General features: G+C 59.0%; 24 protein-coding genes. 21 read left to right on the top strand and 3 right to left on the bottom strand.

From position 1 onward, the window contains the following. Positions 1-33 precede the first annotated feature (33 nt). From WFJ47_RS07680 to WFJ47_RS07580, 21 genes are all read left to right on the top strand, one after another. Positions 34-423: a hypothetical protein gene (locus tag WFJ47_RS07680; protein WP_336762052.1), complete on the top strand. Its 390-nt coding sequence runs from the start codon at positions 34-36 to the stop codon at positions 421-423. A 15-nt stretch (positions 424-438) separates the two neighbouring features. After that, complete coding sequence (locus WFJ47_RS07675) at positions 439-876, top strand: hypothetical protein (protein WP_336762050.1); 438 nt, start codon at positions 439-441, stop codon at positions 874-876. After that, the gene (locus WFJ47_RS07670) at positions 863-2,188 is read left to right on the top strand and encodes a phage terminase large subunit (protein WP_336762049.1); all 1,326 of its coding nucleotides are present in this window, start codon (positions 863-865) and stop codon (positions 2,186-2,188) included. Before WFJ47_RS07675 ends, WFJ47_RS07670 begins: the two co-directional genes overlap by 14 nt. 10 nt (positions 2,189-2,198) lie before the next feature. Then, complete coding sequence (locus WFJ47_RS07665; protein ID WP_336762048.1) at positions 2,199-3,623, top strand: portal protein; 1,425 nt, start codon at positions 2,199-2,201, stop codon at positions 3,621-3,623. Between the two features lie 13 nt (positions 3,624-3,636). Beyond that, positions 3,637-4,068 (top strand): phage scaffolding protein, encoded by a 432-nt coding sequence (locus tag WFJ47_RS07660; protein ID WP_158625315.1) that lies wholly within the window; start codon positions 3,637-3,639, stop codon positions 4,066-4,068. A 22-nt stretch (positions 4,069-4,090) separates the two neighbouring features. Next, positions 4,091-5,458 (top strand): DUF4043 domain-containing protein, encoded by a 1,368-nt coding sequence (locus tag WFJ47_RS07655; RefSeq protein ID WP_336762045.1) that lies wholly within the window; start codon positions 4,091-4,093, stop codon positions 5,456-5,458. 4 nt (positions 5,459-5,462) lie between these two features. Beyond that, positions 5,463-5,885, top strand: coding sequence for a hypothetical protein (locus WFJ47_RS07650; RefSeq protein WP_127099957.1), 423 nt, complete (start codon positions 5,463-5,465; stop codon positions 5,883-5,885). Between the two features lie 65 nt (positions 5,886-5,950). Then, positions 5,951-6,547 carry a hypothetical protein gene (locus WFJ47_RS07645; RefSeq protein WP_336762043.1) on the top strand — a complete coding sequence of 199 codons (597 nt, stop codon included), beginning with the start codon at positions 5,951-5,953 and terminating at the stop codon, positions 6,545-6,547. A 311-nt stretch (positions 6,548-6,858) separates the two neighbouring features. Then, entirely contained in the window at positions 6,859-7,518 is a 660-nt protein-coding gene (locus tag WFJ47_RS07640) for a hypothetical protein (RefSeq protein ID WP_336762042.1), read from the top strand. A gap of 38 nt (positions 7,519-7,556) precedes the next feature. Further along, positions 7,557-9,047: a phage tail protein gene (locus tag WFJ47_RS07635; RefSeq protein ID WP_336762040.1), complete on the top strand. Its 1,491-nt coding sequence runs from the start codon at positions 7,557-7,559 to the stop codon at positions 9,045-9,047. Positions 9,048-9,050: 3 nt separating this feature from the next. Beyond that, entirely contained in the window at positions 9,051-9,476 is a 426-nt protein-coding gene (locus WFJ47_RS07630) for a hypothetical protein (RefSeq protein ID WP_127099965.1), read from the top strand. After that, a complete protein-coding gene (locus WFJ47_RS07625) occupies positions 9,473-9,796 on the top strand; it encodes a hypothetical protein (RefSeq protein WP_336762038.1) in 324 nt (107 codons plus the stop codon). Before WFJ47_RS07630 ends, WFJ47_RS07625 begins: the two co-directional genes overlap by 4 nt. 995 nt (positions 9,797-10,791) lie before the next feature. Further along, the gene (locus tag WFJ47_RS07620) at positions 10,792-11,049 is read left to right on the top strand and encodes a hypothetical protein (protein ID WP_336762036.1); all 258 of its coding nucleotides are present in this window, start codon (positions 10,792-10,794) and stop codon (positions 11,047-11,049) included. Positions 11,050-11,061: 12 nt separating this feature from the next. After that, the gene (locus WFJ47_RS07615) at positions 11,062-11,949 is read left to right on the top strand and encodes a hypothetical protein (RefSeq protein WP_336762035.1); all 888 of its coding nucleotides are present in this window, start codon (positions 11,062-11,064) and stop codon (positions 11,947-11,949) included. 461 nt (positions 11,950-12,410) lie between these two features. Beyond that, on the top strand, positions 12,411-13,268 hold the full coding sequence (locus WFJ47_RS07610; RefSeq protein ID WP_336762034.1) for a hypothetical protein: 858 nt from the start codon (positions 12,411-12,413) through the stop codon (positions 13,266-13,268). An 11-nt stretch (positions 13,269-13,279) separates the two neighbouring features. Then, the gene (locus WFJ47_RS07605) at positions 13,280-13,930 is read left to right on the top strand and encodes a baseplate assembly protein (RefSeq protein WP_127099977.1); all 651 of its coding nucleotides are present in this window, start codon (positions 13,280-13,282) and stop codon (positions 13,928-13,930) included. Next, entirely contained in the window at positions 13,927-14,301 is a 375-nt protein-coding gene (locus WFJ47_RS07600; RefSeq protein WP_336762033.1) for a phage tail protein, read from the top strand. Before WFJ47_RS07605 ends, WFJ47_RS07600 begins: the two co-directional genes overlap by 4 nt. A gap of 39 nt (positions 14,302-14,340) precedes the next feature. After that, positions 14,341-15,483, top strand: a complete 1,143-nt coding sequence (locus WFJ47_RS07595; protein ID WP_336762032.1) for a baseplate J/gp47 family protein — start codon at positions 14,341-14,343, stop codon at positions 15,481-15,483. Then, positions 15,483-16,718, top strand: coding sequence for a hypothetical protein (locus WFJ47_RS07590; RefSeq protein WP_336762031.1), 1,236 nt, complete (start codon positions 15,483-15,485; stop codon positions 16,716-16,718). Before WFJ47_RS07595 ends, WFJ47_RS07590 begins: the two co-directional genes overlap by 1 nt. After that, entirely contained in the window at positions 16,718-17,377 is a 660-nt protein-coding gene (locus WFJ47_RS07585) for a hypothetical protein (RefSeq protein WP_336762029.1), read from the top strand. Before WFJ47_RS07590 ends, WFJ47_RS07585 begins: the two co-directional genes overlap by 1 nt. Continuing rightward, on the top strand, positions 17,377-18,633 hold the full coding sequence (locus tag WFJ47_RS07580; protein ID WP_127099987.1) for a glycine-rich domain-containing protein: 1,257 nt from the start codon (positions 17,377-17,379) through the stop codon (positions 18,631-18,633). The genes WFJ47_RS07585 and WFJ47_RS07580 overlap by 1 nt, the downstream gene beginning before the upstream one ends. Positions 18,634-18,647: 14 nt before the next feature. On the opposite strand, the gene WFJ47_RS07575 is transcribed toward WFJ47_RS07580, so the two are convergent. Genes WFJ47_RS07575 through WFJ47_RS07565 form a run of 3 tightly spaced genes read right to left on the bottom strand, consistent with a single transcriptional unit; the run spans position 18,648 to position 22,461 of the window. Then, entirely contained in the window at positions 18,648-19,964 is a 1,317-nt protein-coding gene (locus WFJ47_RS07575) for a cytochrome c (RefSeq protein WP_127099989.1), read from the bottom strand. Beyond that, complete coding sequence (locus tag WFJ47_RS07570) at positions 19,961-21,739, bottom strand: GMC family oxidoreductase (protein WP_336762026.1); 1,779 nt, start codon at positions 21,737-21,739, stop codon at positions 19,961-19,963. Before WFJ47_RS07570 ends, WFJ47_RS07575 begins: the two co-directional genes overlap by 4 nt. Positions 21,740-21,765: 26 nt before the next feature. Beyond that, positions 21,766-22,461 carry a gluconate 2-dehydrogenase subunit 3 family protein gene (locus WFJ47_RS07565; RefSeq protein WP_336762024.1) on the bottom strand — a complete coding sequence of 232 codons (696 nt, stop codon included), beginning with the start codon at positions 22,459-22,461 and terminating at the stop codon, positions 21,766-21,768. Positions 22,462-22,496: the final 35 nt, after the last annotated feature.

Raw genomic sequence — 22,496 nt, 5'->3', positions numbered from 1 at the left:
GCTTCTATCATCACATAATTATGGATTAAAGGCGTGACCAGCATTTCTGTTGGAGACGTCGTCGCATGCCGCCAGGGTTTTTTTCTGGTTATCGGTGTGACCATCGCCGCGACATTTGTCTGTCCGTTTGTCGTGTCATCGGAATTGCGTCACCGGGCGGATCTCGATCTGTCCTGGAGTGATCTGGTGCAAGCCAATCTCCCATATCCGAACATGCGGTTACGCGCCGTGCCATGTCGGCGCCAGCGCGCCAGTTTCTCCAGGATTGGAACGGTTCGCTCTGCCTGTGTTCGCAGGGCTATGGACAAGCTGAATGACGAAATGGGGCAGAGCGATCGGGTCAATCATGCCGCTCGCCCGGGGCAGGATCCCAATGAGACGAGAAAATCGCGGCACGCAAGACGACACATGGATCTGCGATAACAAGGTGGAGCCAAAATGAAGCAAGGGCTCGTCAGAAAAGGGCGTGCACAGGGCGTGACCCTGAAAAAAGCCTTTCTTGAGCAACTGAAAAAGAGCGGGAATGTCTCAGAGGCAGCGCGGGCCGCCGGGATTGATCGCAAGACGGCGTATAACTGGCGCCATCATGACCCGGCGTTCAATGAGCATTGGAAGCAGGCTCTTGAGGAAGCGACCGATCTGCTGGAGGCGGAGGCGCGGCGTCGCGCTCTGGATGGGTATGAAGAGCCACTCCTATATGGAGGGCGGCTGATCTGCGATCCGGAAGGGCGGCCTGTGACGCGAAAACGCTATAGTGACGGGCTGCTTCGTATGCTGTTGAGGGCGCATCGCCCAGCCTCCTTCCGTGATACGCGTGCGGTTGAGGAAGGAAGCGAGCCCGAATTGTCGTTGAACGAGGGTGATGACGCGCTTTAGGCCGGGCTTTGCGCTGACGCCTGTGCAGGAAGAAGCCAACCGTCTGCTAGGTGGGGTGGCGCGACATATCTTGCTGCGCGGCGGCTCACGATCAGGGAAGACCTTCGTCCTGATCAGGGCGCTTGTTGTCAGGGCACTGAGGGTCCCGCATTCGCGTCACGGCGTATTCAGGCATCGGCAGATCGCGCTGAGGGCAAGCGTGATTCAGGATACTTTCCCGAAAGTCATGCGCTGCTGTTTTGCTCATGTGCGATACAAATGGGATGGTCAGAGCAACAGAGTGCTTTTCGCCAATGGGTCGTCGATCCTTTTCGGCGGGTTGGATGATTCCACGCGTACAGAGAAGATCCTGGGTCTCGAATTTGCGACGATCTATCTGAACGAGGCAAGCCAGATCAGTTATGGCGCCCGCAACATGTTGCTGACGCGCCTTGCCCAGCGCTGTGCTCTCAGGACACGGGAATATATCGATGCAAATCCGCCAACGACCGATCACTGGCTGTATGCCTTGTTCGAAGCTGGCGTAGAGCCGCGTTCGGGTCTGCCGCACGGGGATCCGGGTCTTTATGCCTCGATGGTGATGAATCCGGATCAGAACCGGATTAATCTGAGTGACGCTTATTTACATCAACTCGATGCGCTGCCGGAGCGCGAGCGCAGACGGTTCCTGTTCGGTGAGTATCAGTCTGCGGTTGAGGGCGCTCTGTGGCGTATGGATATGTTTCGCCGTCGTGCCGCTGTCAGCGAGGAGACACGCGCGGCGATCATCGCAGAGATGCGCCGGATCGTGGTGGCGGTTGACCCCTCTGGTGCCTCTGGGCCTCAGGATCTGGGGGCGGACGAAATCGGCATTGTTGTGGCGGCGATCGATCACGCGGGCATGGCTCATGTGCTTGAAGATTGCTCGGTGCGCGATACGCCAATGGGCTGGGCGCGGCGCGTCATCCAGAGTGCGGCGCTCTGGCAGGCAGACAAGATCGTGGCGGAACGTAACTTTGGCGGCGCGCTTGTCGAGGCGACTTTACGCAGTATCGACCCTGCAGCCTCACTCAGGATGGTGACCGCGTCACGCGGGAAATCTGCTCGCGCAGAGCCTGTTGCAGCGCTCTATGAACAGGGGCGGGTGGCGCATCACGGGCGCTTCGCGGAGCTGGAATCCCAGCTCTGCCTGTTTTCGATGAGGGGGTTTGGCGGCGCCGCCTCGCCTGATCGGGCAGATGCGTTGATCTGGGCATTGAGCGAACTGATGCTCGAGCCGCAAGCGGTTAAGGGTCGCTGGCAGGACCAAGGATGGTTCAGCCTCTCTCGGTGAAGGATAAAGCATGGATTGGCTGGCATTGCAGGAAAAATTCGCCGCATTGCCGGGCATGACGCCGCGTACGAGGCGGCTGCTCGCTTTGCAGCGTGTTCTGGAAGGGACGCAATATGATGTGTTGCCACATCCGTTTGCGCGGGAAAGGAGCGTCTCTGGGGAGTATATTCCTCTTTCGGACCGCAGACCCTCAGTGCGAACCAATCTGTGCCGCACAGTTGTGGATGAGATGGTGTCGCTCCTTTTTGGCAATTCCCACTGGCCGCTGGTTGTGGCGGAAGCGGCAGAGACCGCAGGAGCCCTGAACAACTTTGCCCTGGAGGCAGGGTTGTCCGCCTTCATGATGCAAGTCGCTACGCGGGGTTCTGTGGGATCTGTAGCGATCTGGGTGGAGATTTCAGCGAACAGGCCCTGTCTTACTTTGCTGGAGACGGCCTATCTGACGCCAGAATGGGATCCGACGGGCGCGCTTTTACGTGTTACCGAGCGTTTTATGGTGACCGGGCGCGAGCTCGCGGCAAGTGGTTATCCTGTCGAGCCTAAGGAGTATGCGGCGCGGTTCTGGTGGCAACGGCGCTGGACATGCGATGCGGTCGAGATTTCGATTCCGCGCCCTGTCGAGCAGGAAGGAGAGCCGCCTCTCGACACGATGCGTAGCACTATGCATGGGCTTGGTTTCGTTCCCGTGGTCTGGATCAGGAATCCGGGGGCAGTATCGGTGCGCGACCCGGACGGCGAATGCAGTTTCGAGCGGGCGATCGATACGGTGATCGAAGCGGATTATCTGCTCTCACAAGCCGGGCGTGGGCTTAAGTATGGTTCCGATCCGACGCTTGTTCTCAAGACGCCCGATTTGCTTGAGGGGCCTGCGCGACAGGGAGGCGCCGCGTCGGCGTTGACCCTGCCGCCAGAGGGGGATGCGAAGCTGCTGGAGATCAATGGGGCCGCGGCTGGAGCCGTGCTTGCCCATTATCGGGAGCTGCGCCAGCTCGTCCTCGAGCAGTTGCACGGCAACCGGACCCATGGCGATCGGCTCGGCACGGCACAATCCGGCCGCGCCATGGAGTTGATGTGCCAGCCTTTGATCTGGATGGCCGACAGGTTGCGCGGAACTTATGGCGATTGCGGGGTCCTGGCGCTCTACCGAATGCTATGTCGCTTTTCCAGCGCGCTCCCGAACGGGATTCTCATCGGTTGCGAGCAGTATCGAAATCTGGACCCCACCGGTTTGTCGCTGCAATGGCCGGCCTGGTTCACAGCTGATGAGGCAGAGTTTCAGCCTCTCGCTCATGGGCTTGTCGAGGCGGTTTCAGCCAGGTTGTTGAGCCGGGAAACAGCAGCGCGTCTTTATGCCTGTGCGGTCGGAATTTCTGATCCTGCAGCTGAATGGAAGAAAATCGAGGCACACGATCCTGCCTCGGTGCAGAATTTCTGAGGAAATGGCCGAAATGTCGGATGACGTTGATGTGTTGCGCGCCTCTGTGGCCGCTCTCACTGCCGAGCGGGATGCCCTCGTCCAGGCGCATGAGATGGAATTGTCGCGGATCAGGAGTGAGGCGCGCGAAAGCGCAGTGACGAGCGCCTTGCGTAGCGAGGCGATCCGGCTCGGTGCGCATGATGCGGATGCCGTGATCGCTCTGATGGATCGCTCCGGGATCAGCTGGTCCGATGCAGGGGGGCTATCGGGTGTCGAAGATGCGATGAATCGTGCGCGTGAGGCGCGGGGCTTTCTCTTTCGCGAGGAACGTATCGGGCTGCCAGGATCGACGGGCGTCGGTACGGCGCCCAGGCCCGCACCTGCGCAAGCTCAGGATGCGCGCCTCTTGCCGCAGCAGGATTATGCGGCACGCAAGCGACAGTTTCTTGCCGGGATTATCTGAATAACGGGTCGGGATGGACATCATGGGTATTGATAATTTTCCAGAACAGCTTCGCGCCGCGATCCAGCAGGGATTTCTGGCTCGGGAATTTGAAACCGGCCTGCATGCTCGGCTTGGGTTTCGAGCCATTGCCGACCGGGAGGTTTTCCCCAACGCGATTGGCGAAACCCTGACCAAGACACGCAAAAGCCTCAAGGCGCCGGTCACGACGCCTCTACGCGCGTCGGGCAATACGAATTTCGATAATGGGTTGTCGCCCAGCGGGTGGTCGGTGGAGCAATATACGCTTTCGATCAATCAGTATGGCGACACGATCGATTTGAACATGGTGACGAGCGGGATCGGGATCGCATCGCAGTTTCTGGCCAATGCCCAGACCAACGGAATGCAGGCGATGCAGTCTCTCGACCGGTTGGCGCGCGATGCCCTGTACGGTGGGGTGGCGGGGGGCGTGGGTGGCTATCTCGGCGGTAATACACGCGTGACGGCAACGGCAACGGCGAAGACGACCACGATTGCCGTAGATGATATCAGGGGCTTCCAGTTCGTCATCGCGTCCGGACAAGTGCGCGCTGTTGGGGCGTCATCCGGGATGACGGTAACGATCGGCAGCGGGGTTTATACCCTGCTTGGGGCTGCGGCCGACGCCGTGAATATTTCCACTGCGCCGGGGGGTATTTCGGGTCAGTTGACACTCTCCGCCTCCGTGCCGGTAACCGATGCAACGACGGGTAATGCCGTGATCGCCTCGACTGCGCCTCTGGTGCTCAGGCCAAATGGCAAACGGTCGACCGCCGATCTGCGCGCGAGTGATGGCGATACGCTTGGCATTCAGCATGTGCTGGCGGGTGTTGCGACGTTGCGACGGAACAATGTTCCGATGATAGACGGCGCCTATAACTGCTATCTTGATGATCTGCAGTTGCTTTCATTGTTCCGTGATGCCGATTTCAAATATCTGTATCGCGGGGCTTACGGGTCGGAAGAATATCGTTCAGGGCAGGTCATCGAGTTGCTCGGTGTGCGTTTCGTGCCTACAACCGAGGCGCCGCAGCAGGCCTCGCTCGGTGGCGGGCCGATTCACCGTGCGTTGCTTCTCGGGCAGGGAGCCCTGATTGAGGGCGATTGCGCATGCGCGGGTCACACAGATATTCCCGACGCAGAGCGTGCGCTGATCGAGATGATTGACGGGGTGGCGATGGTGACCCGTGAGCCGCTTGATCGGCTCAAGCAGATCATTGCGCAATCCTGGTACTGGATTGGCGGTTTTGCCCTGCCGACCGATGTCACGGCGGATGTGACGATCATTCCGACAGCGACGAATGCGTATCTCAAGCGCGGTGTCGTGATCGAAAGTCTTGGCACGGATGCTGCCGCTCTCGGGCGCTGACTGAATGACCGGGGATCTGTGGGTAGGCGGCTCCTGCGGGCCGGTTTCCGATAACGTGTTCGATGATGAAGAGAAGTCGGAAATCAGACGATTTTGCGGCTATGCGGCGTTGGGGGACATTACCACGGGACAAAGCTCCTGGCGCTTTTTTCAGTCGGCGGGAACCCTTGAATGGCGTCTTAACACGCTCTCGGAGCCCGAGCGCAGGCGTGCCCGGTGTTTTCTGGCAACTCTGGCGCAGATGGAAAGTGCGCTTTTGGAAGCCTCAGAGACGCTCGATACGGCGCGTGCTGCGGTCTGGACGCGGAACACGCGTGAGCTTGCAGAGCGCGTCAGACTGCTCAGTTGGTGGCGCCGCCGCTTGTGCAGTTTTCTCGGTGTGGCACCCGGATCTGACCTAAGCGATCCAGCATCAGTCATCATGTGATCAAAAAAGCCGCTCTACCCTGCGCCTCGTGGTTTTCCGAGCATCGTGGAACAAGAAGAGGGTAAATGCCGATGCGCAATTTTCAGCAGCCGGTTGAGACTGGTTTTGCCAAGGCCGCGCGTCGGCTTGGATCCAGGGCAGATCATTATCGGATACTCGATCCACTCCTTCCGCTCGGGAATAAAATTGGGACGACGCATATCTGCTTCGATGCAGAGGCGGGGTTTCAGATGCACAGGCCGCGCATGTGGGGGAATCCTATGGCCTACGCGCTTTGCGATGCGCGTAAATTGTGCATTGGCGATCTTTTTAGGCAGGGGAAGGTATTCCATTTCGTATCTGCAATGGAGGCATGTCGTCCGCCGCTATGCGTTGCTTGCAGCGCCCAGATTTCGGTTTCGGGGATGCGGGGAGCGCCAAGACTTCTGGTTGACGGTTGTCCTGCCAGTCTGGTCTTGGCGGGTAAAGGGGAGGATCGGCATAGCGGTATGCCGGGTGCTGTACGCGCCGGAAGCTACATGATGCATATGCCGGTTCTGCCAGGATTTTGCCTGATGCCGTATATGCAGGTCACGGATGACCATGCATTCCGTTATCTTGTTGAGTCGGTCGAGCTGTCAGCGCACGGTATTCGTGCTCTGTTGTCGTTGCAGCAGGTCTGACCGTGGCGGGCTTCAAGGGGGTGGCCTCCGCGCTCGCGCTTTGTTGTGCCAGTCGTTTCGCTGCCTTACGCACAAATTCGATATTGCTGTCGAAGCCAGAGATCATATTCCGTGCCGGGCCATTAATGCCCTCCGATTTGTTTACCTCGCCTTCGCTGCGCGAGACCGTCAGTTATGTGACGGTCTCACCTGTCTCCGGGACGTGTCAGTCCTTGCCGGTTCCTCTTGGAGAGGAATGGCTGGAAACCATGCATGTTCCTCCTGCGATATCCGTTGAGATCGAGCCGCAGAAAGTTTTGATCAGGCTGGATATGACCCGGGATATTCTTGGCATTGCCATGCTTCTCTGGGAACGAGGCGATGGTCTGGCCGCCTCGGCCCGTCACGTTGTGCAGTCGGGGGAGACGCCATCATCGGTTGTGCGCAGCCTTGCGGTTCAGATGCCGGGTGCGGTCTGCGAGGAGGCTGCGATTCTGGTTCCTGACGGTCGTATCAAGGCGGTAACAGGGGGGTATGGCCGATCAAGTCGGCTGCTGATGCGGCAGAGTGCGGCATTCAGGATCTCCCTCTGGACGACCGACTGGGGTTTGCGCGCGGAACTTGGTGATCTGCTCACAACCCAGCTCCTTCCAGTGGACTGGCTGGATCTCGCCGATGGACGCCGGGCACAGATATTTCACGAAGGCGAGGCAGATCAGGACGCCGGGCAGACGCAGTTGCTGTTTCGACGTGATGTGTCTGTGAAGGTCATTTTTGATCGATACCAGTCGATCTGGTCGCCTCAGATGGTGACGGGGGGGGGATGGTTGGCTCTGGCCAGCAGTCGACATGCATTCGGCGTGGCTCCTGACGAGATGACAGGAGAGATTCCTCTGGCAGCGCTCGAAGAGATCGCGGCCACCCGGGATGTGCCCAGTTCATACCGAGGCTGGACTCTTGATTGCGATGGGACAGTGCAAGCCCTGCCTTAGGCCGTTCAGGCCATTTTCAAAAAACTGAAGGATCATTCATGCCACAACTCATACAGAGTGGTGCCCTGAACACGGCCGCACTGCCGGTGCCCGATCTGTATATCCAGATCGCGCAGCCTGAGACACTGCTGGTCTCGAGCAGTACTACGTCTTTACTTGGCATCATCGGAACCGCCTCATGGGGGCCGGTCGATGTGCCGAGCGTGATTGGCAGTGTCGGCCAGTGTCGTGAAGTCTTTGGGGGTAAACGGGCCTGGGGATCCAACCTGAGCGTTGCTGTCGATGTGGCCGTTCATCAGGGTGCGAGTCAGTTCTGCCTTGTGCGCGTGACGGATGACACGGACAGCGCCGCGCAGGCCATGCTGGGCGCCGTCAGGATTCGGGCGCGATATACCGGTTCTGCCGGAAACGGATTGAAAATTAGTCTGACGAAGCAAAGCTATCGGGATGGTATCTTCATTCTCAGCATTGCCCATGAGGATCTGGGATCCACCACCTATAGCGGGGTCGACTGGGCTGATTTGCAAAAGGCGGTCAGCAGGGATGTGCGAGCACTGGTACTCGTGGAAATGCCGGATGACACCGTGGCGGTGGAGACAGGATCTGTACAGCTCGCTGGCGGGACAGATGGCGCAGAGCCTTTAGCAGCCCGCTTCGTCGGTGTCAGCGAGAGCAAGACCGGGCTTTATGCGCTGACCTCCCAGGGATGCAGTCTTGCAACCCTCGCCGGTGTAGGTGACACGCTCCCCATGGCGGCGATGCTTGCCTTCGGACAAAGCGAAGGGGTCTATATGATCGCCGCAGGACCGCGGGGAGAAACTCTGGCCCAGGCGGTACAAAGCAAGACGGCGCTGGGTCTATGGTCGCATGCTCTCAAATATATGCATGGCGATTGGCTCTGGTGGAATGACGATACGCTTGGTCTGCAATTGGTCAGTCCCGCCCTTTTTGCTGCGGGCAAGCTCGCGGCTCTTTCGCCCGAGCAATCAGGGCTGAACAAGCCCCTGACCGGAATCGTGGGAAGTCAGAAAAACGGTTTCGAAGCGACCCGATTTGGCTACAGCATGGCCGAATTGGCCCTGCTGGTCGAGAATGGCATTGATGTCATCTGTAATCCCTCGCCGGGGGGGACGTATTGGGCGATCCGGGCTGGGCATAACACGTCCCTGAATAGCGCGATTCAAAGCGATGCCTATACGCGGCTGACGAATTACCTCGCCCGGGCGCTCGAGGGGACCATGGGGCAGTATGTAGGAAGCGTGATCAATGACACGCTGTTTGGCAACATACGGGCGTCCATTCTGGGCTTCCTGTCAAACCTGCTCTCGCAAGGTATTCTAGGAGTTACTGGGGGCGTCTTGCCCTATGCAGTGTTGTGCGACAGTTCGAATAATCCGATTGAACGGATCGCGACCGGCTATGTCCAGGCAGATGTGCAGGTCCGCTATCAGGGGATCAACGAGAAATTCATTATCAATCTACAGGGCGGTGCTTCTGTGAGCGTCAGCACTGTCAGTGGGAGCGTCTGACCCATGCCCAATCCCTATAGTATTGGCCGGGATTGCCGGATTACGCTCTTGTGGAATGGGTCGCGTATCGATTTGCGTGACGTGACAGGGTTCCAGTCCGAACAACACACGATCATCCAGCGCGCTACACCGCTCAATGGATTGCCTGTGGAGTTCAATACCCCAAGCGGCTGGCGCGGCGTATTCACAATTGCACGTGCCAACGCCAATCTTGATAGTCTGGTGGCAGCGATCGAGGCGGCTTTCTGGAATGCTGGAAGCATCGGCAGCGGTACACTTTATCAGTATATCCGTGAGCCAGACGGCGGCACGACGACCTGGGAATATACCGGTGTATCGCTCTCACTGAAGACGGATCGCTGGCAGGCTGAAGGCATGATCCATCAGCATGTGCAGTTCTATGCCTCATTACGGAGCAAGATTTCATGACGGGACTGCCTGATGAGGTAGAACTTGGCTCGGGTCGCAGTCTCACCCTGCGTGAACTTGACCCCGGCGACATGCTGGATCTGATTGAGGCTGGCGGAAGCGCTGTATCGGGAGCGGCGGCATCTGCCTGGCTGTCCTATGCGCAGATGATTTGCACTGTACGTGCGGTCAATGGTGTGCCGGTCCAGATGCCAGCCAGCAAGGATGAAGTACGAGACCTGGCAAGGCGGATCGGCAATGAGGGGGTCATGGCGCTCCAACCTCTCTTTTTTCCCTCCCCTGAACAGGAGGACGTGATGGTGGACAACGCAAAAAACTGAGCGGGCACCCGGTTTTCAGAGAGATTCTCTATCTGCTGAAGAACGGTGTGCCGTGGTCAGTTATCACCGGTTGGTCGCGTGCACGGCGGGTGGCGGCCTGTGTTGTGCTTGCGGAACAGGATGGGTTTTCCTTCGACTGGGAGCATTTTTCCTATCGGCGGGAGTAGGTGCGTATGATCCTTATAGAGAGTCCAGCACGGCCTTTTCCCTTTTCTGGGCGCAGGGATGCGAGGTGGATTGCGACGATGACGGCACGGCGATGGGTTGGTTCGTTCGTGCCACCATATCGCCTGGGCGTCGGAAATCGCCGCAAAGGAATTGAGAAGTCGGGAGAGCTAGGCTCTATAGACGAGCATGCTGTTTTCGGCAACTTTGATTCCACTCACCTCCCGGTGGATACAGCTGCCAGCAAAGTGACGCGCACACTCAGAGTTCACAATGTCGGGCTGGCGCTGCCGTGGCTCGGAGGTGACCGGCGGGGAGTATGGCGCGCTGCAGGCAGTCCAGTCTCGGCTAACACGGCCCGTTCGACGACCGTCGACCTGCTTGATGAAAGATCGAATACTCGTGCTTCGAAGAACGCACCGGGAAGGACGCGGCCAAGCTGGGTTCCTGTCATTGATTTCCTGAAAAGACGGGTCGCCTCGGGTAGCGACCCGAATGATGTTGCTTCGGGTATCGTCGACAGTCTCGCTGCACGGGGGGTGTCTGCACGCGAGCCTTCAAGAGGCGCGATCGAGGGGCTTCGGCATCTCATGTTTCTAGGACATCGCGCCCAGTCTAGCGATTATTCTGGCGTAGGCGTGGGGATAGCAGAGACCACGCCCTCAAGATCACTCGTGGCGCCAAACATCCTCTCTGCTGTGAAGCGAGGCGTGGAGAAGACCGAGCACCTAACGCGATCTATTCAGCGTCCCGACTTGCTGATCGTCCGACAGGGATATTCTGCAACAGGTCGTAGCGCGGGCTCAAAGGGTAGAGGATGCGCATCAGCGGTGCCTGACTTCATCGCTGCTGCGCGACAGGCGCGCCGTACATCAGCGAGGGAGTTTGCCATCGGCGGGGACGCTGTCTCTGTCGATGACGGCCAGGGGGGGCGGGAGAGCACCCTGCCATATTCCGGCGCGGATTTTGCTGCGTCTGACCGATGGTCCTTTTCACAGGCCAGCGAGAGCGGATTGCGAGCACGAAGCGCGAGCGTGGATGAGATCGCTGTGCCGCAATATCCAAATATGAGCTTCGGTTTCGTGTAGCAGGATGCAGAAATGGGATTATCGTTGCTTGAGGTCGAAAACGCCCTTGGGGCGATAGGCCAGCTCGACAGGGCGGCCCCTGTGCTTTTGGGGGATATGGTTCTGAGCGGGCCTGAAGTGCCTGATCAACTGATCATAGGAGGGCGGCAACTGCTCGTCATCCATCGGTTGCTTGGCGGCGGCAGGGTGATTGACTCCGTCGGCAATGATCCGGCCCGATTAATCCTGACAGGTCGGTTCGTGGGGCCTCTGGCGACGACGCGCGCGCGCCGTATGGAGGCGATGCGGGAGGCCGCGCAGGTTCTCTCTTTTTCGCTGGCTGATCTGGCTGCGCGCGTCTGGATCGCGGAATTTTCCTGGTCCTATCAGGCGCGAGGCACAATCTGTCCTTATCGCCTGGTGCTGGAACGAGAGGCTCTTCCTGCGGTCCCTGTCCCCGGGATGGCCGATCAAGTGGACACGGCCATGCTCTCGGGGCTGGGAACCATATCCGGGCTTTTGGGAGAGATGGCGGAGGCAGGATGGATCGGGACGGCTATGATCACGTCTCTGACCGGCCAGATCATGCCCGTCGCAAAGAGTCTGGGAGCGACCGGGGCCGTTGCGGATGCACAGAACGCGCTCGGTAGGGCGAGTGCCCTCTGGCAGAGCGCGATGAATACCGCTCGATTGACGTCCGTCTTGGATCAGACGGGGTCGTCTCTTTCTGTGGCGGCGAGTGATCTGGCTCAAGCACGCGATGACGCGGAGAGTGCTATGGACCGTACCACGATCAGTTCCTCTGCGGATCTGCTGACGATGGCGCAGAATTCCGGCCTGTCAACGCTGAGCGTTGAGGCTGGGAGCCATGTAACGCGCTCTCGGGCTTTGATCGGAGAGGCTCTGACCGCGAATTTCTGATCCTGAGCATAAGATTAGGGTCATTTCTGCAAGCAAAGCGAGAGAGGACGCGAAATGCGCGTACAAATCACGTCGGACGATGTTTCTCTCTACCACTTGGCTGTCAGGTATCTTGGAAATGCGATGCATTGGTGGCGCATCGCCGAGAAAAACGGATTGTCAGATCCGGATCTGAGCGCGTTCGACGTGCCGGTCATGCTCGTGATTCCAGATCGAGACAGCGGAGATGACGGGTCAGGAGTGCTATCCAGATGACAAGCGCGATGCGCGTGTGGAAGCCGCGTCTCCTGATCGATGGCGAGCGGCAGGACGGGGTCGAGGCGTGCAGTTTTCATATTGAATGCACCCGGTATGAGCGCTGTGACACCGCACGTATCAGGGTGTCAGTACGAGATAAGCCGACGATATACGCGTTTTTCGAAAGTCGGAGCGGTTTGAATCGTCCAGAAATCTGCCTGCAGATGGCCCAGGATGCAAGTAGCGGTACCAACTGGCAAACGGTGTTTCATGGTGTGCTGGATGCGGTAGGACAGGCAGATGGATCGTCTCTTCTGGAGTTGGAATGCCGGGATTACATGGCGTCCCTGCTCGATACGCGTATCGCCTCGTCGTGGGCTAATCAGACGGCGCTGGATATTGTTCGGGAAGCGGTAATCTCGGCAGGCCTTGGCTTTGAAAGTGATCCGTCCATTACCAATGTCGGGCCATATTGCGGTCAATTCTGGCAGTTGGAGCATCGGCGTCTGGCCTCGACCACGCAGAACCGATATCAGACCGCTTTTGATCTCGCGTACTCCCTCGCGCGGGATCACGGGTTCGAATGTCATGCGCAGGGGAAAACTGTGAAATTGCACCGCCCCTACGCCGCAGGCGAGGGCGGCATGCGCGTATTTTCGCCTGCTGGAGTGACGATACGGTCCTTTCGGCGGGACTTGGGGCTCACGGGCGATGTTGTTGTGGGCGTGTATTCCTGGGACTCACGCCAGCGGGCGAGAAGCGCGATCTATTATGACGGTGAGCGGTATTCGACCGACGCGCCGCGCTCCGGTGCCGCACTCTATACTTTTCGTGCCCCCGGTCAGCGTATGGACGATATCAGGCGACTGGCACGCGGCAAATATGCACGTATCGTTTCGCATGCTCTCGAAGCGCGCGTGACGCTCCCAGCCATAGCGGGTCTGGGGCCGCGTCATTTCATGACGCTGCGCGAGGGGCCTTTTGCCCAGCCACTGACACTCGCGATAGATTCCGTTGTGCATCTTTGTGATCCCGTAATGGGGTATCGACAGGAGGTAGTGTTGCGGGACCGCGTATTCTGAGAGGAAGAGGAATGCAGGGATCTCAGTGGGCAGCCGCCCACCAACTGCGCATGGCCCATGCAGTTCATGGCATTATCTCCGCCGTCGATCCTGCTAATCATGCTGTCAAGGTACGGGTGCAGCCCGATGATATTGAGACAGGCTGGTTGCCCGATGCGGCGATGACGCAGGTGGGGGATTTGCGTCTCAGCTGCCCCACGGCGCCTGGCGCCCATGTGCTCTTGATGCCGGTCGAGGGGGATGGGGAAAATTATGTTATTGTCTCGGTGCTTTTCGATGTCGTTGCGGGACCGGCTATTTCACCCCACACGGGCAAATGTGCCCAGCCTGGAGAATTGCTCATCCGCGCAGGATGCGGCGTTCCCTCACGCCCGGGAGGGCGGGTAGATGAGAAGGCTGGCTGGTTTCATCTTGGTCGTGACGGGGTTTTCTTTGGCGCCGGTTCCATGCAATGCGCGCTGACAGACACGGGTATCGTCCTGCGTGTCGGGTCGATGAAGATGAGGCTCGATTCCACCGGGCTCTCTTTTTCGGGTGGCGATGTCTCCGTTTCCGGAGGAGGAATTTCCGTTTCCGGTGGCGATGTGAAGACCGATCTACATAGCCTCGGCGGTCATGTTCATCCCTACGCAAATGGCATGACCGGAAAGGCGGTCGGATGATGGCGCTCTCTCATTATTTCGGAGAGGATCTGTCTCTGGATCAGGAGGGAGCACTGAACACGGTTTCCGGAAGTCTCTCTACCCGGCAGAATATCTTGCGTCGCCTGTGCACCAATCCCGGCGCTTATCTCTGGCATATCGACTATGGTGCGGGTCTGCCTTCTCGTGTGGGGCAACCTGTACGCGAGGATGCCACCAAGGGGCTGATCGCGAGGCAACTCGCCCTCGAGGCGGGTATCGACCAGAAAAGCCCCATCAGCGTGACGCTGGTTCCGTCAGGAATGAGCACGTATGCCTGCACGATCGCCTATAGCGAGCAAGGCGAGGATACAGAACAGGTATTTACTTTCAATCAGGACGGCACGATCTGAGCCCGATCTGGGCTTGGCCGACGAAGTATCGGAATGCCCATGGCTTTTTCCTTGCGTTCTTTCTCGTCGCTCGTACAGACGGCGATCGCGACGACACAGGCGAGTTGCGCCGCAAAATTCACTCTTGATACCGGCTCGCCCGGCCGCGCCCTGATTGAGAGCGTGGCCGCAACCGGGCTGTGGTTTCAGTATCTCCTCATGCAAGTGTTGTGTCGTACACGGCTTGCGACGTCAGTGGGCGTGGATTGCGACAGCTTCGTCGGTGATTTCGGTATGTCCCGTCTGCCGGGCGTGAAAGCCTTGGGCTCGGTTACGATGACCTGTTTCTCTTACGACGAGATATCGGCCGTCGTGCGTCCTGGTGTCACCGTGCGTACCGCTGCGGCGGTTACCTTTCAGGTCGTTAAAGATCCCACGCATGCGCGCTGGTCGGAGCAGACGCAAGGATATGTGCGTCCGGCAGGCGTGGCATCACTCGATTTGCCGGTTGAAGCCCTGCAGGAAGGCGTGCTGGGCAATGTGGCAGCGGGCGCCATTTCGCTCATGGGCACCTCGGTTGCCGGGATCGATATCGTGACCAACAAGGCGATGTTCATGAACGGCGCGGATCAGGAGACGGATGCGCAGCTTCGCAAGCGCTTTCCGCTCTGGCTGGCGGCCAAGGCCAGTGCCTCTCGCTCTGCAGTCGAGAGCGCCATTGCGGAAACGCAGAGCAATCTGAGCTATGCCGTGTTCGAGGGGCAGATCGATGGAGGCCCGGGTCGGCCTGGATATTTCACGGTCATCGTTGACGACGGGAGCGCTGAAACACCCGAACAGGTCCTGCGAAACGTTTATGCCAGCGTGGCGGCGACCAAGGCGCTCGGCATCGGCTTCGCTGTGCGGAGGCCAGAAGTCCTCACAGTCACAGTCGGTCTCACGGTTCAGATCGCCGCAGGCATCGATCGCGAGACCGCTGAAACGGCTTTGAAGCAGGCGATTGCGGCCGACATATCCGCATCGGCGATTGGGGCCGGTTATCCGATCAGCCGTCTGGCGTATGTCGCTTATATTGCCGCCGGCGTCTCGGTTCTGTCCGTAACGGATAGCCTGCTCAATGGCGCACAGCGGGATATTGCGGCGCGAACAAGTCAGTCGCTTTTTCCAGGCACGATCTCCGTTCAGATCGTTCAGGAGGGGTAATGCCGAAATTTAACAGCTACTTCCCGATCCCATCGGTGCAGGGGGCAGAGGTTCTCGTTATCGCGACACCGGATGGTGTCGAGACACTGAACGCGACCGCGAGTCAGATTGCAGGGGCCCCGGCCGATTCACCGCCGAGCGGCGAGTTCTTCGCCGAGGAAGGCGCGAAAGTGAGCCGCTATGGCGACCGTTTCTTTATCGGTGCGGCGTCGGATTACCCAGCGCTCAACACGCGCGATGTGGCGCAGCAGGATTGGCTATCGGCGCTGATGGCGACGACATCGATCGGCCCCTGGGCGCTCGAAAATGCGCAGGCAGCGTCTCTTTCCCGTTTTGGCAATAGTGCTTTTGTCGCAGGTTCGAGAACATCGGATGCCATGAATTCCAGGGACAAGCTTGGTCATGTGCCCAGCACGATCGGTGTCGCATCCTGGGGGGTGGCGGATGACACGACAAATCCGACACTTGCCACAGCCTATGCCTATTATGGCGAGGCATGGCGCATGCCCGGGGTAAACTACCAGCCCAGTTTTGTCATGGAGCTCGAAGCGGTGAATCTGGGGGGGGCTGCAGCAGGAATGTCGACGCCGTACCACCCTAATTGCGGCGGCGGTACCTACGCCATCCAGATCGGTGCGGGCGGCGGACAGACGGAGGAGACGGCGGATTGTGAAGCCGGGATCGTGTTTGTCAGCAATCCGGATTCATGGAAGACGGGTATCCTTTTCGGCAATACGGCGATTGCGGGCACCAATGGCGACGATCATGGATATGGCAACGCGATCTCCATGGCGCGCAACCAGGGTATCGAGTGGCGGACACCGGAGACACGGGAATATGTCCAGGGTCTCGACGCGGGTGCCATGCTGTTTTCTACTGTGGAAAAGACAGCGAATGGGCAGCGTATTCAGTTTTCGGATGACGGATTGCTCGTCACGAACATGACCGGTGATCTGCTGTTTTCAATCTCCCCCAATGCGAGACCAACCAACACCCTGAATATCCAGGCGGGAAGCGGACTTGCGGCGGCGGGATTGTATGTTCAGCGGGGCGAAAACGGCTCAGCGAATCTCGGCCTTTATCCGGCCCCCGGTGGCGAGATCCAGATGTCATCGCCCGTGGCGAGCCCGGGTGCGGCCGTACCTGCAGAAGCGGCTGGCGGTTTTCTGCATCTCAATGTGAATGGCAAGGATTATCGCGTACCGCTCTTCACTGTTGAGCAAGTGGGGGGCTGATGGCGGTTCTCAGAGATCCCGATCTTTCTGGTCTGACGGCGACAGATCGCAAAACTCTTTTTGATACCGGGCTGGCTCCTGGTTCGGCGCGCGATTTTGCCCGGCGTCTCCGGCTTCTCCTCCCGCAGGGCTGGTTTCCTGCATATCGAGGGGACGAAGTTGAGGAGGCTCCCGTGTTGCAGGCGTTGCTGACGGGGTTTGGCGCCGTTCTCTCTGTTATCTGGCACTTGATCATCGACGTGAAGAGGCAGACGAGGCTCGGGACCACGCAGGGTGCCTTTCTCGAAATGGCTGCGGTCGATTTTTTCGGTCCTGGGGCAATGGCGCGGCTTGAGCAGGAAAAAGACGGCCATTACCGTCGTCGGCTCGTGACGTCGCTCGCGGCACCCTTGAACACACGCATGGCTGTTTCGGAATCGGTACGACGCCTATCGGGTGCAGCACCAAGGATCATCGAGTTGGGTAGTGCACAGGATTGTGGGGCCTGGTGCCATGGCGGTGGTTATGGAGCGTCGCGTAGCCGTTACGGGTCACGTAACGGTGGACAGTTCTGCCTCGAGGTTTTTCCGAAAATTCCTGTGGACCAGCGCACAGTTCAGGCGGTGATACGCGTGACAAAGGCTTCAGGCGTGATTGCCTGGGTAAGGATGCTACACTGATGGATCGCCCTATAATCTACGCAGGCGCGGTGCCTTTCGATACGGATCTTCTGAGACTTGGTCGCTATGCAAAAGAAGGACTAGGACGTCTCGCCGAGATTGTGTTCGGGAGTGAAACAGTCCGGGCCTCCGGATTTTCTTGCCAGCTTTCCGATAAGGCTCTGTCGGTGACGCTCGGCCCAGGGACGATCATGGCGCCTGATCTCCTGGACCGCGCGCATATCGGTAGCTCATCTGCGGGACTAGAAGCAGATAATGCCCTGATTCAGAGCCTTTTTTACAGCAATGAGGCGCAGGATTTGGCTATCCCGATGACCGGGGCGTCGGTGACGATCTATGCCCTGTGCAGGGAGGTGGACGATCTGAATGATGTTTTGCCGTTTTACAATGCTGACAACCCCGAGCAGACGATGGCTGGGCCCGATAACCGGGGGAAAGCCCTGCCGACACGGCGCGCCGGACGAATTACGTTTTATGCTGGGACGAGTGCTCCGTCAGTGGAGGGGGGGCGTGCTGTCCCACTTTATGTGCTGTCGATACCAGAAGGGGCTGAGAACCTCAGCGCTGTAACTGCTCGGCAATGCGCTGCGTTTCAGAGTGCCATGACCGATCTGGCAACGATCGAGTTCGTGCAGCGGATCAGCCAGCCACAGGCTCTCTGCTCGACAAGCACACTTCTCACGGTGCCGAACTGGGCGCGCCAGGTCGAATTGCGTGTCATTGGCGGCGGTGGAGGGGGCGCGTCTACCTCCGTGCTGTCGCCGGAAGCTGGGTCTTTTTCCGGTGCGGGCGGAGGAGCCGGAGGCGATTGCTGGGGGGTCTATGCGGTCGATGCGTCGCGCAACGCGCAGCTTTCAGCGACTGTCGGTGCTGGGGGTGACGCCGACAGGCGGGGTGAGCCGAGCTTTGTGACTTACGGAGGGCAACCGTTGCTCACAGCCGATGGCGGTGGGGCTGGCGTCTTTGGCACTGCTCAGAATTCCTATGGCGGGAGCGGTGGCGGTACGGGTGGAGGCACGCTCTGGAACCAGACGGGCAGTGCTGGCAGCGATGGTCAGAATGGTCCCTACGTTTTTGCGGGGAATGGTGGCGCGGGACCCTGGGGTGGGGGCGGCCGTGCCGGTTATCTTGGGGGAATGAACGCGACCCGATATGGCGCAGGCGGTGGGGGAGCCTATTCTACCCGCGTGGCGGGGCAGAGCGTTGCGGGGGGGAAAGGATATCAGGGGCTGATTCTGTATCGTTTTCTCCCCTGAGGGGGGGGCGACGCTTAATTGAGTGGATTGACCGTTTCCTGCCTGATCCATTCGGCATTATGCGCGCGGAAGCGACGCACGTCCTCCTCGGTCACGCTGGCCGCCGTGTTGCCCCAGCTCTGTCTGATGAACGTGACCAGATCGGCGATTTCCCGATCCGATAGGATCTTGTCAAAGCCGGGCATGGTGAGAGCGGAGGGAGCCTTATCCGTTGGTGGAACGGTTGCGCCGCGCAGAATGATGAGGATGAGCGAGCCGGGATCCTTGTCCATGATCACAGGGTTGCCGGCCAAGGGGGGGAAGGCCGGGGCATAGCCATGACCATCAGTCCGGTGACAGGCCGCGCAGCGATCGACGTAGGTGCGCGCTCCCGCACCGGGAAGCACGCCCTTGTGCAGGGTCTCGGCCACTGCCGGATCCGGGTGCCAGGCGGTCTCGTTTTTGGAGGCGGGAAGAGTCGCTTTGAGATAGCGCGCGATGGCATGAAGGTCTGGCTCGCTCAAGTGCTGCGTGCCATGGGCGATAGCGTCACTCATGCCACCGAACGCTGAGCCGCGATCATTCCTTCCCGTTGCGAGAAAGGTCACGATGTCATTCTCGCTCCAACGACCAAGCCCTGTTCGATCGTCTTCCCTGAGATTGACCGGGGTCCAGCCATCCACAGCGGCACCGCCTGAAAGATAGGCACTTCCCTGATCGCTCGAGAGCGCTTTTTCCTGCATGGTAAGGGCGCGTGGCGTATGACACGCGCCGCAATGGCCCGGGCCCTCCACCAGATAGGCGCCGCGGGCGATTTCCTCAGAGGCGAAACGCCGATGCGCGTTCGCCATGGCAGTCTTCGGCGTCGGAGCGAAGGCCCAGCGCCACAAGGTCATTGGCCAACGCATCGAGAGGGGCCAGGGAATTCCATTCTTTGGAGGGGCTTTGGCGAGGGGTGAGATACCCTCATGGAAATAGACCCATAGTGCATGGATATCGGCGTCGCTCATACGCGCATAGGACGGGAAGGGCATGGCCGGGTAGAGCGGTTTGGCGTTTCGTCCAATTCCCTGACGCAACGCCCTGGTGAAATCGGCTTCGGAATAGCCGCCTATTCCGTAGCGTGAGTCGGGCGTGATGTTGGGCGCATAGAGTGTGCCAATTGGGAGTACGAAGGGATTTCCGCCGGCATAGGGAGCGGAGGCATCATGGGTGTGGCATGCCGCGCAGTCTGAGGCGGCTGCAAGATAGCGGCCTTTGTCGATGAGATCCTGCCTTGTGTCGGCGAAAGCGGGACGAGCCAGCGCCAGCAACGCAAGGAGAGCGAGGCCGGTGAGCTGATGCCGCTTCACAGGGACACCAGGGGGCCCGGCTGGGCAAGATAGGTCGTTCGGATATGATGCGCAGCCCAGTACGCCAGTGCCGCCACCGTGCCGGTGGGATTGTAGCCCATTCCCTGAGGGAAGGCATTGGAGCCGATGACAAAGACGTTCGAAACATCCCAGCTCTGCAGATAGCGGTTGAGCGCACTATCATGCGGGCTGACACCCATGACAGCGCCACCGCCCAGATGGGTTGTCTGGTAGCGTCTCGTATCGAAGACCTCGCCATGTTCCAGACGGCCCAGTTCATAGCGTCTGGCACCAAGGGCCTTCATGATTGGCTCGATACGCCCCACCACATATTGATTCATACGGATATCATTTTCCTTCCAGGTGAAGGTCATGCGGAGCAATGGCTGCCCGTAACTGTCCTTCCAGGTCGGATCGAGATCGAGATAGACGTCGCGATAGGCCATATTGCTGCCATGCGCATCCATGGCCATTGAATGGCGGTAGGTATCGACGAGCCCGGCCTTGTAGCCCGCTCCCCAGCGGGGAGCGGTCTTTCCACCGCCGGTCATGGCCGCAGCGATAGGTTTGACCCCTGCCTGATTGACCCAGACGGGAGAACCACCGATGAAGCCGAGCGGGCCGTGATCGAAATTATCGCTATTGAAATCGTCGATGGCGACGCCCGCTCCGCCCGCGCCGACGAACTGATTGGTGAACTGGTTTTGAGGCAGCCAGGCGCGTGAGGTGGTGATGGTCTGATAGACGAAGTTGCGCCCCACGACACCGGTATTGCTTATCGGGTCGTAAGGTTTTCCAATGCCAGAAAGCAGCATGAGATGGACATTGTGAAACTGGAAAGCCGCCAGGATGACCAGCTCCGCCTCGACCGTCTTTTCCTGCCGGGTATGCTGGTCGAGATAGATAACGCCTGTAGCCTTCCGGCGATCGCTGTCGAGGTTGACGCGCAGAACGTGCGCGTCTGTGATCAGGGTGAATTCCGGGTCATTACGCAATGCCGGCAGGATATTGATGTTGGGCGACGCCTTCGAATACATGTAGCAATCGTAACCGCTACAATAACCGCAGAAATTGCATGGCCCCATCTGCAGGCCATACGTATTCGTATATTGCATGGAGGCATTGGCGGCTGGCAGTGCATAGGGGTGGTATCCCACCTCGGACGCAGCTTTTCGGAACAGACTTGCTGTAAAGACATCCTGCATAGCCGGCAGGGGAAATTTGTCACTTCGTGATGGGGCAAAGACATTGCCGTTACCGACAACCTGCCCATTGATCTTGTAGGCCTGTCCCGATGTGCCGAACACCTTTTCGGCCTTGTCGAAAAAAGGTTCCAACTCCTCGTATGTGACGCCGTAATCCTGAAGATTCATATCCTCCGGAATGAATTTGGCACCATAACGGTCGATGACATGGCTGCGCAGGCGAAGATCATCGGGGGCCGCGCGAAAATGAACGCCAGACCAGTGCAGTCCGGCTCCTCCCACCCCTTCTCCTGGAAGAAAAGCGGCGAGTTGTCGGTATGGCAAGGCGGTCTGATTGATCGTGTTGCGGATCGTCACCGTCGTTTTCGCAGGGTTCTGGAAGAGGCGATGGCGTATGGCACCCCGTAATTCGTCAATGGACCCCGGATAGGTGCCCTCTTTCGCGGTCGCTCTTTCGGGGCCGCGCTCAAGCATGACGACGCTTCGTCCTGCTTCACGCATCTCCTTGGCGAGAATGGCACCGGCCCAGCCAGCCCCAATGATGACAACATCGGTCCGTTTTGAAGGCATGAATCTTGTACTCGACTGATTCTGGATCAGGCTTTTTGGCCAGAGATCGATACGGGTCCGAAAGGATACGGAGCGCCTTCCTGATCAACCCAGTCCATAAAGTCGGCGCGCGCGCCAGGGAAACCAAGCAGGAGCCAACCCGCCATATTGCGGTTGCCGCCGTGGACTGGGTCGGCAAAAACGCCTTCAAGTGTGTTGCGTCGCAATTGTTCGAAGAACAGGCGGGCGTTCAGTTCGGGAAAATGGACTGCGCCACCTTCAAAGGCTGTGAGAATTTCGATCTGATCATGGCTTGTCAGATCAATGAAATCCTTGCCGCGTTCGGACTGGGCATAGGCATTCGCGCCCGCAATCCCCTTGCGATACAGGTCTCGCGGCGCGAAAGGGAGCTGGTAACCCAAATTGGCAGGTCCATCCTCGAAAGGTCCGGCCATGTACCAGAGCTCCCCCCTGCCGTAAGGAGTGTCCATTTGTCTGTCGATAAAGTCAGGTACGCCGAGCATCGAGGCACCAGGACCCAATGAGTCAGCAGGGTAGATGCACTCGCAGGCAGCGTGCAGGAACCGGAATTCGGCAGGCGTAAAATAGACCGGTGTCGTATCGACTGATGTGCCAGTCGCGAAGGCACGACCGGGCAGATCTTGACCGGCCAGGAGGAGGAAAGCGGTTGTACCCGCAGCGTTCCTGACAAAGCGACGTCGTGAAGATGAAGGCGCGCTCAAGCCGGTCTCCTGACCAAACACAAAAGGCATTACCC

The organism is Asaia sp. VD9 (genome assembly GCF_037150015.1).
Lineage (GTDB): Bacteria > Pseudomonadota > Alphaproteobacteria > Acetobacterales > Acetobacteraceae > Asaia.
The sequence above is the reverse complement of the archived record's forward strand: the minus strand, read 5'-3'. Positions and strand labels throughout refer to the sequence as shown.

What these genes read in the sequence shown, in the direction of transcription:
- WFJ47_RS07585 (WP_336762029.1), top strand. Translation starts at nt 16,718, where the DNA reads ATGGCGGTTCTCAGAGATCCCGATCTTTCTGGTCTGACGGCGACAGAT.
- WFJ47_RS07630 (WP_127099965.1), top strand. Translation starts at nt 9,051, where the DNA reads ATGCCCAATCCCTATAGTATTGGCCGGGATTGCCGGATTACGCTCTTG.
- WFJ47_RS07660 (WP_158625315.1), top strand. Translation starts at nt 3,637, where the DNA reads ATGTCGGATGACGTTGATGTGTTGCGCGCCTCTGTGGCCGCTCTCACT.
- WFJ47_RS07610 (WP_336762034.1), top strand. Translation starts at nt 12,411, where the DNA reads ATGGCCCAGGATGCAAGTAGCGGTACCAACTGGCAAACGGTGTTTCAT.
- WFJ47_RS07655 (WP_336762045.1), top strand. Translation starts at nt 4,091, where the DNA reads ATGGGTATTGATAATTTTCCAGAACAGCTTCGCGCCGCGATCCAGCAG.
- WFJ47_RS07600 (WP_336762033.1), top strand. Translation starts at nt 13,927, where the DNA reads ATGATGGCGCTCTCTCATTATTTCGGAGAGGATCTGTCTCTGGATCAG.
- WFJ47_RS07615 (WP_336762035.1), top strand. Translation starts at nt 11,062, where the DNA reads ATGGGATTATCGTTGCTTGAGGTCGAAAACGCCCTTGGGGCGATAGGC.
- WFJ47_RS07590 (WP_336762031.1), top strand. Translation starts at nt 15,483, where the DNA reads ATGCCGAAATTTAACAGCTACTTCCCGATCCCATCGGTGCAGGGGGCA.
- WFJ47_RS07605 (WP_127099977.1), top strand. Translation starts at nt 13,280, where the DNA reads ATGCAGGGATCTCAGTGGGCAGCCGCCCACCAACTGCGCATGGCCCAT.
- WFJ47_RS07665 (WP_336762048.1), top strand. Translation starts at nt 2,199, where the DNA reads ATGGATTGGCTGGCATTGCAGGAAAAATTCGCCGCATTGCCGGGCATG.
- WFJ47_RS07595 (WP_336762032.1), top strand. Translation starts at nt 14,341, where the DNA reads ATGGCTTTTTCCTTGCGTTCTTTCTCGTCGCTCGTACAGACGGCGATC.
- WFJ47_RS07625 (WP_336762038.1), top strand. Translation starts at nt 9,473, where the DNA reads ATGACGGGACTGCCTGATGAGGTAGAACTTGGCTCGGGTCGCAGTCTC.
- WFJ47_RS07675 (WP_336762050.1), top strand. Translation starts at nt 439, where the DNA reads ATGAAGCAAGGGCTCGTCAGAAAAGGGCGTGCACAGGGCGTGACCCTG.
- WFJ47_RS07640 (WP_336762042.1), top strand. Translation starts at nt 6,859, where the DNA reads ATGACCCGGGATATTCTTGGCATTGCCATGCTTCTCTGGGAACGAGGC.
- WFJ47_RS07635 (WP_336762040.1), top strand. Translation starts at nt 7,557, where the DNA reads ATGCCACAACTCATACAGAGTGGTGCCCTGAACACGGCCGCACTGCCG.
- WFJ47_RS07670 (WP_336762049.1), top strand. Translation starts at nt 863, where the DNA reads ATGACGCGCTTTAGGCCGGGCTTTGCGCTGACGCCTGTGCAGGAAGAA.
- WFJ47_RS07645 (WP_336762043.1), top strand. Translation starts at nt 5,951, where the DNA reads ATGCCGATGCGCAATTTTCAGCAGCCGGTTGAGACTGGTTTTGCCAAG.
- WFJ47_RS07570 (WP_336762026.1), bottom strand. Translation starts at nt 21,739, where the DNA reads ATGCCTTCAAAACGGACCGATGTTGTCATCATTGGGGCTGGCTGGGCC.
- WFJ47_RS07650 (WP_127099957.1), top strand. Translation starts at nt 5,463, where the DNA reads ATGACCGGGGATCTGTGGGTAGGCGGCTCCTGCGGGCCGGTTTCCGAT.
- WFJ47_RS07580 (WP_127099987.1), top strand. Translation starts at nt 17,377, where the DNA reads ATGGATCGCCCTATAATCTACGCAGGCGCGGTGCCTTTCGATACGGAT.